This window comes from Klebsiella sp. D-Nf1 (assembly GCF_002810515.1).
In the GTDB taxonomy this organism is placed as follows: domain Bacteria; phylum Pseudomonadota; class Gammaproteobacteria; order Enterobacterales; family Enterobacteriaceae; genus Klebsiella; species Klebsiella variicola.
In genome coordinates this window covers 602,093-614,356 of sequence record NZ_PIOK01000002.1, presented here as the reverse complement: position 1 = coordinate 614,356, position 12,264 = coordinate 602,093, and the positions used below count along the sequence as shown (strand labels likewise).

Here is a 12,264-nt window from a genome sequence, read left to right as displayed (position 1 = left end):
TCAACTGAGTTTAAACACACTGTATTGATTGAGGTTGCTATGTCTATTGCGGTTAAAAATAACATTCTTTGGGTTGGCCAACGTGACTGGGAAGTGCGTGATTTCCACGGCACCGAATATAAAACGCTGCGCGGCAGCAGCTACAACAGCTATCTCATCCGCGAAGAGAAAAACGTGCTGATCGATACCGTCGATCATAAATTCAGCCGCGAGTTCGTGCAGAACCTGCGCAGCGAAATCGATCTGGCCGACCTCGACTATATCGTCATTAACCACGCCGAAGAGGACCATGCCGGCGCGCTGACTGAGCTGATGATGCAGATCCCGGATACGCCGATCTACTGCACCGCCAACGCCATCGACTCGATCAACGGCCACCATCACCATCCGGAGTGGAACTTCCACGTGGTGAAAACCGGCGATACTCTCGATATCGGTAATGGTAAACAGCTGATCTTCGTGGAAACACCGATGCTGCACTGGCCTGACAGCATGATGACCTACCTGACCGGCGATGCGGTGCTGTTCAGCAATGACGCCTTCGGCCAGCACTACTGCGACGAACACCTGTTCAACGATGAAGTGGACCAGATTGAACTGTACGAACAGTGCCAGCGCTACTACGCCAACATCCTGACGCCCTTCAGCCGCCTGGTGACGCCGAAAATTACTGAAATCCTCGGCTTCAACCTGCCGGTGGAGATGATTGCCACCTCCCACGGCGTGGTCTGGCGCGATAACCCGACGCAAATCGTCGAGAAATACCTCGAGTGGGCGGCGGATTATCAGGAAGATCGCATCACGATTTTCTACGACACCATGTCCAACAACACCCGTATGATGGCGGACGCCATTGCCCAGGGGATCACCGAAGTTGACCCGCGGGTGGCGGTGAAAATCTTCAACGTCGCCCGCAGCGACAAAAACGACATTCTGACCAACGTTTTCCGCTCGAAAGGCGTACTGGTGGGCACCTCCACCATGAACAACGTGATGATGCCGAAAATCGCCGGGTTGGTGGAAGAGATGACCGGGCTGCGTTTTCGCAATAAACGCGCCAGCGCCTTTGGCTCGCACGGCTGGAGCGGCGGCGCGGTAGACCGCCTGTCCACCCGCCTGCAGGATGCCGGCTTTGAGATGTCGCTGAGCCTGAAAGCCAAATGGCGCCCGGATATCGACGCGCTGGAATTGTGCCGCCAACACGGACGCGACATCGCCCGCCAGTGGGCCCTCTCGCCGCTGCCGGTTGCTGAAGCAGCGACAACGCCGGAACCACAGGATTGCGCCTGTGCCGCCGCCGCGGGCGCCGATCTCGGTCCCATGATGCAGTGCAGCGTGTGCCAGTGGGTCTATGACCCGGCGAAAGGCGAACCTAATCAGGATGTCCAGCCGGGTACGCCGTGGAGTGAAGTGCCGGACAATTTCCTCTGCCCTGAGTGTTCTCTTGGCAAAGATGTCTTTGACGTTCTGGCAACGGAGGCAAAATGAGTGATGGCATCGTCATCATCGGCTCGGGCTTCGCGGCCCGCCAGCTGGTGAAAAATATCCGTAAGCAGGATACACAAATCCCGCTGACCCTTATCGCCGCCGATAGCATGGATGAATACAACAAACCGGACCTCAGCCATGTCATCAGCCGCGGGCAGAAGGCCGACGATCTGACCCTGCAAAGCGCCGGCGAGTTCGCCGAGCAGTACAATCTGCGTCTGTTTCCCCATACCTGGGTAAGCGATATCGACGCCGAAAACCGGTTAGTGAAGAGCCAGGATAACCAGTGGCGATATGACAAACTGGTGCTGGCCACCGGCGCGACGCCGTTTATCCCGCCGGTGCCGGGACGCGAGCTGATGCTGACGCTGAACAGCCAGCGCGAATATGGCGCGGCGCAGAGCCAGCTGCACGACGCGAAGCGCGTGCTGATCGTCGGCGGCGGCCTGATTGGCTGTGAACTGGCGATGGATTTCTGCCGCGCCGGTAAAGCGGTAACGGTAGTCGATAACTCCGCCAGCGTGCTGGCGGCGTTGATGCCGCCGGAGGCCAGCAGCCGCCTGCAGCATCGGCTTACCGAGATGGGCGTACATCTGATGCTGAAATCGCAGTTGGAAGGGCTGGAGCAAACCGCCGATGGCATCCGCGTCAGCCTTGACCGCCAGCGGGCGATAACCGTCGATGCGGTGGTGGCCGCCGCCGGCCTGCGCCCGGAAACGTCGCTGGCGCGCCACGCTGGATTGCAGATTAACCGCGGCGTGGTGGTCAATAATCAACTGCAAACCAGCGACCCGGCGATTTATGCGCTTGGCGACTGTGCGGAAATCAACGGTACGGTACTGCCGTTCCTGCAGCCGATTTTACTCAGTGCCATGTGCCTGAGTAAAAACCTGCTGGCGCAGACGGGCGAGCTCACCTTGCCGCCAATGCTGGTGAAAGTGAAAACGCCGGATCTGCCGCTGCATCTGGCCGGCGACACCCGCCGCGACGATCTGACGTGGAATATCGTGGCCGCCAAAGAGGGGCTGGTGGCGAAAGGCGTGGATGCCGAAAACCAGCTGCGGGCCTTTGTGGTGAGTGAAGACAAAATGAAGGAAGCCTTTGCGCTGCTCAGGCAACTGGTGAGGTGATTACCGTCCAGGCGACCCTGTTTTGCCGGGTGGCGCTACGCTTACCCGGCCTACGGAGGCCGCCCGTAAGCTCATATACTGTACGCCCCCGCCGGGGCAGGGGCGGCGACTGGCCGCCCCCTGTGCGCACCCTGCGCCACGGAAAACAGAGTGCAGAAAAATTAACCGGGAGCGCAGGTTCGGTTAACACTTAATACGTTGATTCTGTCTGAGCCGACTCCTGCAGCACCTGCAGAATGTTGGCCGCGGCGGCGGTCCCCATTTTGATGTAAGAGGCGTCGCTTACGCCGCCAACGTGCGGAGACAGAATGACATTATCAACCGCCTGCCAGATGTGCGGCGTAGTTAATGGTTCACTGTTAAAGCTGTCGAGCGCCGCCCAGCGCAAGGTCCCCGCTTTTAATGCTGCGGCCAGCGCCGCATCGTCAATCAACCCGCCGCGCGCAGTATTCACCAGGATAGCGCCCGGCTTACACTGCGCCAGCGTGGCGGCATTGATCATTCCCCTGTTGTGTTGCGTCAAGGGACAATGAAGGGACAGAACATCGGCCTGCATCAGCAGGTCTTTGAGTTCGTCAACACGTTCACATTCCGGCGGGACCGTTTTCGCGTAGGGATCGTAAGCCAGAACCTTCATACCAAAGGCGACGGCAATTTTCGCCACACGGCTGCCAATGGCGCCGAGGCCGACCAGTCCCAGCGTTCTGCCCTCAAGTTCGAGCGATTTATGCGTTGATTTATCCCAGTGCCCTTCACGCAGGCGGCGGTCAAGGGGAATGACCGACTTGGCACAGGCCAGAATTAACGCCCAGGTGTGTTCGGAAACCGCGGCGGCATTGGCCCCCGTCGCCGCGCGAACCATTATGCCGCGCGCGGTGGCCGCCTCAACGTCAATGACATCAATACCGCTGCCATGTTTGGCAATCACCTTCAATGCCGGGGCGGCATCCATGACGGCGGCCGTGATTTTGCCATAGCGCACCAGTATCGCGAGCGGATTGTGCTGCTGGCACAGGGCTATCAGCTGAGATTCTGTTGGCTGGCGGCCGGCAAAGACAAGCTCGTAATCTTCCAGCATCCCCAGCGCTGCTGCAGCCAAATCGCTGCCGGTAATCAGTATGACATTTTTAGCGCTCATGGCAGTGTCTCCCCTTCGCTCAGCATCCCTGCCTGACGCAGAGCGCTCTCCAGCCAGTGCGGACGAAGGTCGCCGTCGCGGATAGCAACCAGACGTTTTGATTCCATCGCCAGTTTGCCTTTCGCCAGTTCGATGATGGTGCGGACTTCATCGCGCGGGATAACGACCACGCCGTCAATATCCCCTACCACTAAGTCACCTGCCTGCACGGCGGCGCCACCGACTGAAATAGCGTGATTGACCCTGCCTGGAATGAACTTGGTGGGGCCGCACGGATTCAGGCCGGCGGCGAAAACCGGAAAGCGTTGTTTACTTAAGGTTTCCGCATCGCGAACGGCGCCGTCGATGATGATCCCTGCGATACCGCTGGCCTGGGCCTGCGTCGCCATGATCTCTCCCAGCAGCGCGCAGGAGAGATCGCCCTTCCCGTCGATGACCAGCACGTCGCCAGGTTTGGCGACGGCCATTGCGGCGTGAATAGCCAGGTTATCCCCCGGGCGGACCTCTACAGTAATCGCCGGCCCGGCAACCGCCATATGCGGCGCCAGCGGCTTGATGCGGCCATGTAATGTGCCACGGCGTCCGGCCACGTCAGCCAGAATGGCGGCCTGAAATTCGGCGGCCTGGCGGACCTCTTCCGCGTCAACACGCGCAATATCAAAGTTGATGAGTTTCTGTTGCGAAGCAGGCATGGTTACTCTCCATTTGTTTTACTAGATACAACTCACGTGTACTATATAAAACAACTATACGAGCATTGCTTCGCTTTTCGCCAGTGTTGCGAAGTTGTTTGTGATGTAAACACGAAGTTACTCACAAAATTCAGGTACAATTTTGTTCGGCAAAAAGGAGAACATGATGGGGAATGAAGGTGTAATTGCCGTTGAAAAGGCGCTGGCTTTACTTGATTGCTTCCGTCCTGGTAATGACAGTCTGACGTTAACGGAGCTGGCCCAGCTTTCGGGATATCACAAAACAACTGTTTATCGCCTGATGAATTCGCTTGAGCGAATGAACTACATCATCCGGCACGACGATGGCACCTATACGCTCGGCCACCGTCTGCTCTATCTCGGCAAGCTCTATGAACAATCATTTGAACTTGCCAGAGTCGTACAGCCGGAATTGCAGGCGCTGTCACAGGCCTCCAGCGAAAGCGCGAGCTGGTACGTGATTGAGGGGGGGCAACGCCTGTGTCTGTTCCGCGCCGAAGCCTCCCAGGGATTACGCCACAGCAACCTGCCCGGCAGCCAGTTCCCGCTGGATGGTTCCGCTATCAGCAAAGTTTTACGCCACTGGGGATTGGGTGAATCGTTGCAGGAAGACGAACCGACGCTGCCGTTTTATACCTCCGGCGCGCGCGACCCGCACACCGCGGCCTTCGCAATGCCAGTGTTTGGCGTCCACGATAAACTGATCGCGGCGCTGGCCCTGACCGGGCCGGCATCGCGTCTGACGGAAGATCGTAAAGAGAGCGGCATCAGCCAGCTCATGCAGGAGACGGCCAACCGCCTGTCGCTCAAGCTAGGCGCCAGCAAGCCATTCTGCGAAAGGTTTTACGGTCTGAAAGAGTAAGATTGGCTAAGAAGGCGGGAAAAATCCCGCCTTTGCTTATTAATGGGTCACCTGTTTTTCCTGCCTGGCAGTCTGCGAGTAACGGCGTCCCATGGCCAGCACCGCAATGCCGCCTGCCAGACACAAGGCGGCCAGCGGCAGCATCGCCAGCGTATGGCTTCCTGTCCGTTCGTTAATAATGCCATAGGCATTCACCATCACCGCGCCGCCAATCAGGTTGGCGATCGCGCCGATGGCCGCCAGCCCGGCGGCAGCTGACGTGCTGCTCATCCAGCCCGATGCCAGCGCCCAGAAGGGGCCCTTCGCCGCATAAGCGCCAATCAGTATGGTACTGAGGATCATAATGGTGGCCGGAAGCGACAGATTGATAAACGCCGCGAACACGCCAGCCGCAATCATAAAGAGGGTAAGCGCCGTGTGCCAGCGACGTTCATTTTTCCGGTCCGAACTGCGTCCCCAGACAATCATCAGCACCGACGCCAGTCCATAGGGGATGGCATTCAGCAGCCCGGTGGTCAGGTTATCAAGATGGAACGACTTCAGCAGCTGTGGAGACCAGACGCTAAGCGTGGTGCCGGCAGACGACGCGCCGGCGTAAATCAACGCCATCAGCCAGATTTGGCGGTGCTTCAACAGTTGCCATGTGGTGGTGTGGCCGATCTGTGTCTGCTGTTGGCGCTCCGCCTGAAGCGTGTTTTCCAGCCACGCTTTCTGCCGGTCGTTTAACCAGGCAGCCTGATGCGGGCGGTCGCGCAAAATAAAGAAAGCGGCAATCCCCAGCAGCACCGCCGGCAACCCTTCAATAATGAATAACAGATGCCAGCCGCGCAGCCCTAACCAGCCATCCAACATCAGGATCAGCCCAGAAAGCGGTGAGCCGATAAAGTTAGCCAGCGGAATGGCCACCATAAAAGAGGCAATGATGCGCGCACGGTAGCGTGACGGGATCCACCAGGTAAGATAGAGCACCACACCAGGAAAAAAGCCCGCTTCGGCAGCACCCAGCAAAAAACGTACGATGTAAAGGGAGGTGGTGTTTTGCACCAGCGCCATACACATCGATACCACTCCCCAACTGATCATAATGCGCGGGATCCACAAGCGGGCCCCCACCTTCTGCATCGCCAGGTTGCTGGGCACCTCAAAGATAAAATAGGCCACAAAATACAAACTGCTGGCGAAGCCAAAAGCCGCCTTACTCAGGCCCAGATCCTCATTCATCTGCAGCGCAGCCATACCAATATTGCCCCGGTCAATAATCGACACCAGGTAGCTGACAACCAGGAAAGGCAGGATGCGCCAGATAACCCGCCGCATGGTCTCTTTTTCCAGCGCGTCGTTATCGGTCGCGCGGTTCGGTAATTGATCGATCATGGTTTCCTCGCAGGGTTTCATTATGTTTATCAGGAAAACGATGTAGTGACGAAATAAGTGGCTTCAGCCTGATGCGTCCGTTTTGCCGCGCCCGGAGATGAGGATGGGCTACCTGGGTTGTCATGTTGCTTCACCAGGTAACGCAAGCCACACGTTTCTGGCCGCAAGGTGCGGCGCGGTTACGATCTCCATGAACATCTCGCCTTTGTTGCACTGTGTACAACTTAGTTTTATTTTACAAAACTACTATAACGAGGCTGCCGTGTTTTTATCCAGTTAACGATTGGTTTAAATTATGTAAATAAGAGGTAAATCACAGATGCTTCGGGTCGTTAAAACGAGGGAAAATGAAGATTTGATAAAAAATAATAATTTTTCAATGAGTTAAGTAATTGAGATTATTGACGCAGAGCGATGCCTCGCCAATACCTGGGTCAGCCTGCGCAGAGCAGCGCCGCCTGGCAGGTCGGGTAGCCCGGCTAAGCGCAGCGCAAGCCGGGAAAATATCCAGGCTAACGCGCCAGATTGTCGTAGCCGCGCCAGCGGTAGTTAAGCACCGACAGCGCCCAACAGGCGACAAACAACCCGACCACCACAAATCCGGCGTCGCCAAGGTTATCGTTTAACATCCCCACCCAGCGCCATATCCCGCCACTGAGCGCAAACTTATCCATCAGCAGGCCCAGCGCTTCCAGGCCGCCGATAAACAGCGCCACCACCACCGAGGTGCCGGTGATGGTCATATTGTAATAAAGCTTGCGCTGCGGTTTGCTGAACGCCCAGCCGTAGGCGCCGACCATCAGCACGTTATCGAGGGTATCCACCAGCGCCATACCGCTGGCGAACAGCGCCGGGAAGACCATAATCGACCAGACGGAAATCCCGCTCGACGCGCCGGCGGCGGAGATACCCAGCACGCCGATTTCGGTAGCGGTGTCAAAACCGAGGCCGAACAGGAAGCCGACCAGGTACATCTGCCAGCTGCGGCTGACCAGACGGAAGGTTTTGCCAAACAGCCAGCTCATCACCCCGCCGCCGCTGACGATTTCGTCGCTCACTTTCTCACCGCGCTTCCACGCCCGAAAGCTGCGCCACACGCTGCGTAAAATCACCAGGTTGATAAAAGCCATCGCCAGTAAAAACAGGGCCGACACGGCGGTGCCGATGACGCTACCGGTGTCATGCAGCCAGCTCATCTGCGCGCTGAAGGCCGTGGCGGTCGCGGCAATCGCCGCCGAGGCCAATACCACAATCGATGAGTGGCCCAGCGAGAACCAGGCCCCGACGGCGAAAGGCCGCCGCCCCTGCTGCATCATCTTGCGGGTCACGTTATCAATCGCCGCGATATGGTCGGCATCCACCGCGTGGCGCAGGCCGTAACCCCAGGCCAGAAGGCTGGCGGCCATCAGCGCGCCGCTGTCGCCAAAGGCCTGCAGCGCCCAGCACCAGGCCAGTAAGTTTGCCGCGATCAACCCCAACACCAGTCCCGCAGCGCGCGGCTGCTGGCGTAAAACTGTCATTATCATTGTTGTGTTCCTTGAGCCTGCCCGCGGGCGGCGGCGATCACCGCCTGACCATATGCGATTGCGCCGTCGCCGGCCGGCAACTGCTGCGCAAACAGCAGAGTAAAATCCGCCAGATAAAAGGTCAATCGCACCGCCAGCAGGCGGTTATGCAGCACCCCGCCGCTGCAGACCATCGTGTCGATGCCGCGGGCGGTGGCGCAGTCACGGGCCATCGCCGCCAGCCCACAGGCCAGGGCGTCATGGAAGGCCCAGGCTTTCTGCGCCGGGGTCGCCTGCCAGCCCAGCCATTGTCGCCAGAACGTTGCTAAGTCCAGCGCGTCGTCGCGCCACGGCAGCGTAACCGGGTGGCGGACGCCGGGGCAGCTGGCGGCCAGCGCCTCCAGCCGACAGGCCGCTTCGCCTTCATAGCTCAGGCTCTCCGGCGCGCAATCCAGCGCACAGGCAACGGCGTCAAACAGCCGTCCGCAGGACGAGGCGCGCGGCGCGTTAATGCCGCGATCGATGGCCTGCGCCAGCAGCGGCCAGGTGCGCTGGCGCAGGGGGGCGGTCTGCGGATAATCCTGCCAGTCAGGGACAAAGGCCAGACAGTGGGCCAGCAGATTTCGCCACGGCTGGCGCGCCGCCAGGTCACCGCCCGGCAGCGCGACGGCCGGCAACCCGCCAAGATGTTCGCACTGGCGATAGTTAACCCGCAGGCACTCCCCGCCCCACAGCGCGCCGTTCTCCCCCATGCCGATGCCGTCGAGGGTCAGGGCGATAACGTCACCGCCGTCAAGCGGCCAGCGGTGCTCGGCCAGGCACGCCGCGGCATGAGCATGGTGATGCAGCACCGTCTCCACCGGCAGCGACAGGGACGCCGCCCACTGCGTTGAGCGATAGCCGGGATGGGCATCAACCACCACCCGCTGCGGCACAAACGCGTAAATGCTTTGCATCAGTTGCAGGGTGCTGCGCCACTGCTGTTCAACGCCTTCCTCGCCAAGATCGCCAAAGTGCTGGCTCAACACCGCTTCGCTGCCGCGCGCCAGGCAGAAGGTATTTTTCATATCCGCGCCGAGAGCCAGCAGCGGCGGGATGTCTCGTAGCCCCGGCGGCAGCGGCAGCGCATCCGGGACGTAGCCCCGGGCGCGGCGCAGCATTTCACCGCTTGACCGCACCAGCGAATCATCCAGCCGCTGCACAATGTCGCGATTATGCAAAAGAAAGCCGTCGGCAATGTCGGCTAAATCGTTGAGCGCCTGGGTATTACTTAACGCCGGCGGACGGCCGCTAAGGTTGCCGGAGGTCATGACGATGGGGCGCGCCAGAGCCTGCAGAAGCAAATGCTGCAGCGGATTAGACGGCAGCATCACCCCTACTTCCGCAAGCCCTGGCGCAATCTCGTCACACAGGCCGGAGACCTGCGCTTTAGCAATCAGTACGATGGGCGCCGCCGGGGAGCCCATCAGCGCCGCGGCGTCGGCGGGTAAGCCCGTCGCTGACGGCAACATCACCGCCAGCGGTTTCGCCGGACGGTGTTTCCTCGCCCGCAGCGTGGCAACGGCAGCGGGATTACCGGCATCGCAGGCCAAATGAAAGCCGCCGATACCTTTTATCGCCACGATGTCGCCTGCCGCCAGCCGCGTGATGGCCACCTGCAGCGCCGCCTCGCTGTTCAGCGTTTCCCCCTCTGCCCGCCATTCCAGGCGCGGCCCGCAGTCGGGGCAGGCCACCGGCTGGGCGTGAAAACGGCGATCCGCAGGATTGCGGAATTCAGCCTCACAAGGGGAACAGAGCGGGAACGGCGCCATTGCGGTGAAAGGCCGGTCGTAGGGCATGGCGCGGATAATGGTCAACCGCGGCCCGCAGTGGGTGCAGTTGATAAAGGGGTAGCGGTAGCGGCGCGCCCGGGGGTCATTCATCTCCGCGAGGCACGCCGGACAGGTCGCGGCATCGGGCACGATCTGGGTGCGCATGCGTCCCGCCCCGCTCTCGCGGATGGTGAAATCCTGCGGCGTGGCCGTCCAGCAATAAGGGGTGCAGTCGGTGCTGTCGATACGCGCCAGCGGCGGGCAGTGGTCAGCCAGGGCGGCAGTAAAACCATCGTCGCCCCCGGCCAGCCGCACCAGTACGCCGTCACCGTCATTACAGACATCGCCGCAGCGGGCCTGCGTCCGGGCCAGCTGCCAGACAAAGGGGCGGAACCCCACCCCCTGCACTTTACCGCGAATGCGGATTTGCACCCCGTTCATCCCGCGACTTACCAGGCCAGCGCCGTACGGCGACGTTTCTCGATATTCATCTGCTCCAGCTTGTTGCGGTCAACGCACACCAGGGCGTGCGTCGGGCAGACTTCCATGCAGGCCGGGCCGCTCTCGCGGTGGAAGCAGAGGTCGCACTTGTTGGCTTCGGCTTTTTCCGCCACAACGTTCAGTCCGGCGCCGCTATGGCGGATCACCGGGCGCACCACCACCTCCATCGCCCCGTACGGGCAGGCAACAACGCAGGTTTTGCAGCCGATGCAGCGCTCCTGCATCACATGGACAAAGCCTTTATCGCGGCTGATGGCGCCGTTCGGGCAGACGTTGGCGCAGGGGGCGTCTTCACACTGACGGCAGGCGGTCGCTGTGGAGACATTGACCCCTTTGATCACGTGAATACGCGGTTGAAAGGTGTGAGGCGTCAGGGCGGCGCAATCCTGATGTTCCTGATGGGACACCACGCAGGCCACTTCGCAAGTGCGACAGCCGATACATTTGCTCGCATCGGCGATAATGAAACGGTTCATCCATTTCTCCAGCAGTAAGAAGGTTAGGCGCCGGAGTATGCATAATACGTTCCAGTTTTTATATTATTGATAGTTAAGAGAATTGAATCGAATATTTGCTGTCATCGTCAGTAGTGACGATGACAGCTGACGACGTCAGGCACCGGGACCCGCCACCAGTGAATCACGCTCAATTAGCGCCCCGGGGAAGCTCTGCTGAAAGTTGAATTCCCCACCATCCAGCATAAATATCAGCCGATTGATGCTCTCTTTAATCATCTCCGTCACCGGTACCCGAACGCTGGCGAGCGACGGCACCATATACGGTGCCAGCACAATATCGTCAAACCCCACCACCGAGACCTGATCCGGTACCTTAACGCCCAGCTGGTGAAGCTGCTTCATCGCCCCGATCGCCATATCGTCATTGCTCGCCACCAGAGCGCTGTAGGTCACCCCGCGTTGACGCAGGCTCTCTACCGCCGCCGCGCCGGTTTCCGGCGTCCAGCGCCCCTCCGCGATGAGCGCCTCGTTCAGGGCGATGCCGTGGCCAGCCAGCGCGTCTTTGTAGCCGGCAAGGCGTTCGACGCCGGTGGGTGAGTCAAGAGAGCCGGTAATAAAGGCGATATCGCGATGGCCAAGCGCAATCAGCCGCTCCACCACCCGCATCGCCGAGGCTTTTTGATCGGACCAGACGCAGTGGCTGGCGTGGCGGCGCAGACGGCGGTTAAGCACCATGATCGGCTGCGAGTGGTTCTCAACGATCTCGTCCATCTCGTCAACGGTGAGAAAGCGCGGGTAGATGATGATCGCATCGCAGCGCAGGTCCAGCAGGTACTGGATCGCCTCCCGCTCCTCTTGCGCGCTGTGCTTGCCGTCGGCCAGGATCAGCTGTCGTCCCTTGTCTTCCGTCATCCGCGCCACGTGATACAGCAGCTCGCTGAAATAGACGCCGTGGTACAGGGTGTTGGTCACCACCAGACCCAGGGTTTGCGTCGTTTTGGTCGCCAGGTTGCGCGCCAGCAGATTAGGCCGATAGCCGCTCTCCGCCACTGCCTTAAACACCCGGTCTTTGGTCTCCTGACTGACATAGCCGTTGCCCGACAGTACCCGCGAAACGGTTGCCTTCGATACCCCCGCGCGCTTTGCGACCTCCAGCATCGTTGCCATGTGATTCTTCCTGTTGCAAAAGTTGCAGGCAGTGTACTGCACGTTTCCCGCTTTTACAGCATTCCCCTGTTCACCACCGCGATCCGGCTCACGGCGACGCTTAGCGATCAAAATCAC

The 12,264-nt window shown here is 59.8% G+C and carries 10 protein-coding genes; 3 read left to right on the top strand and 7 right to left on the bottom strand.

The annotated features are described in order from the left end of the window. Positions 1 to 39: 39 nt before the first annotated feature. Both norV and norW read left to right on the top strand, forming a co-directional pair. Positions 40 to 1,488, top strand: a complete 1,449-nt coding sequence (gene norV, locus CWM54_RS12935; RefSeq protein WP_100697379.1) for an anaerobic nitric oxide reductase flavorubredoxin — start codon at positions 40 to 42, stop codon at positions 1,486 to 1,488. Further along, positions 1,485 to 2,618 (top strand): NADH:flavorubredoxin reductase NorW, encoded by a 1,134-nt coding sequence (gene norW / locus CWM54_RS12930; RefSeq protein WP_100697377.1) that lies wholly within the window; start codon positions 1,485 to 1,487, stop codon positions 2,616 to 2,618. Before norV ends, norW begins: the two co-directional genes overlap by 4 nt. A 190-nt stretch (positions 2,619 to 2,808) precedes the next feature. On the opposite strand, the gene CWM54_RS12925 is transcribed toward norW, so the two are convergent. Both CWM54_RS12925 and CWM54_RS12920 read right to left on the bottom strand, forming a co-directional pair. Then, positions 2,809 to 3,756 (bottom strand): hydroxyacid dehydrogenase, encoded by a 948-nt coding sequence (locus tag CWM54_RS12925; protein ID WP_100680824.1) that lies wholly within the window; start codon positions 3,754 to 3,756, stop codon positions 2,809 to 2,811. Beyond that, positions 3,753 to 4,448, bottom strand: a complete 696-nt coding sequence (locus CWM54_RS12920; protein WP_074387771.1) for a methyltransferase — start codon at positions 4,446 to 4,448, stop codon at positions 3,753 to 3,755. Before CWM54_RS12920 ends, CWM54_RS12925 begins: the two co-directional genes overlap by 4 nt. Before the next feature lie 166 nt (positions 4,449 to 4,614). Here CWM54_RS12920 and CWM54_RS12915 point away from each other — a divergent pair, with 166 nt between their 5' ends. Next, on the top strand, positions 4,615 to 5,331 hold the full coding sequence (locus CWM54_RS12915) for an IclR family transcriptional regulator (protein WP_012540776.1): 717 nt from the start codon (positions 4,615 to 4,617) through the stop codon (positions 5,329 to 5,331). Between the two features lie 39 nt (positions 5,332 to 5,370). Here CWM54_RS12915 and CWM54_RS12910 read toward each other — a convergent pair whose 3' ends face one another. From CWM54_RS12910 to CWM54_RS12890, 5 genes are all read right to left on the bottom strand, one after another. Continuing rightward, the gene (locus CWM54_RS12910; RefSeq protein WP_100697489.1) at positions 5,371 to 6,705 is read right to left on the bottom strand and encodes an MFS transporter; all 1,335 of its coding nucleotides are present in this window, start codon (positions 6,703 to 6,705) and stop codon (positions 5,371 to 5,373) included. Between the two features lie 512 nt (positions 6,706 to 7,217). Then, complete coding sequence (locus CWM54_RS12905; RefSeq protein WP_008806172.1) at positions 7,218 to 8,231, bottom strand: HoxN/HupN/NixA family nickel/cobalt transporter; 1,014 nt, start codon at positions 8,229 to 8,231, stop codon at positions 7,218 to 7,220. Next, positions 8,228 to 10,462, bottom strand: a complete 2,235-nt coding sequence (hypF, locus tag CWM54_RS12900) for a carbamoyltransferase HypF (protein WP_100697375.1) — start codon at positions 10,460 to 10,462, stop codon at positions 8,228 to 8,230. Before hypF ends, CWM54_RS12905 begins: the two co-directional genes overlap by 4 nt. 8 nt (positions 10,463 to 10,470) lie before the next feature. Then, positions 10,471 to 10,998: an electron transport protein HydN gene (gene hydN / locus CWM54_RS12895; protein WP_008806174.1), complete on the bottom strand. Its 528-nt coding sequence runs from the start codon at positions 10,996 to 10,998 to the stop codon at positions 10,471 to 10,473. Between the two features lie 135 nt (positions 10,999 to 11,133). Next, positions 11,134 to 12,147: a LacI family DNA-binding transcriptional regulator gene (locus CWM54_RS12890; RefSeq protein WP_100680820.1), complete on the bottom strand. Its 1,014-nt coding sequence runs from the start codon at positions 12,145 to 12,147 to the stop codon at positions 11,134 to 11,136. Positions 12,148 to 12,264: the final 117 nt, after the last annotated feature.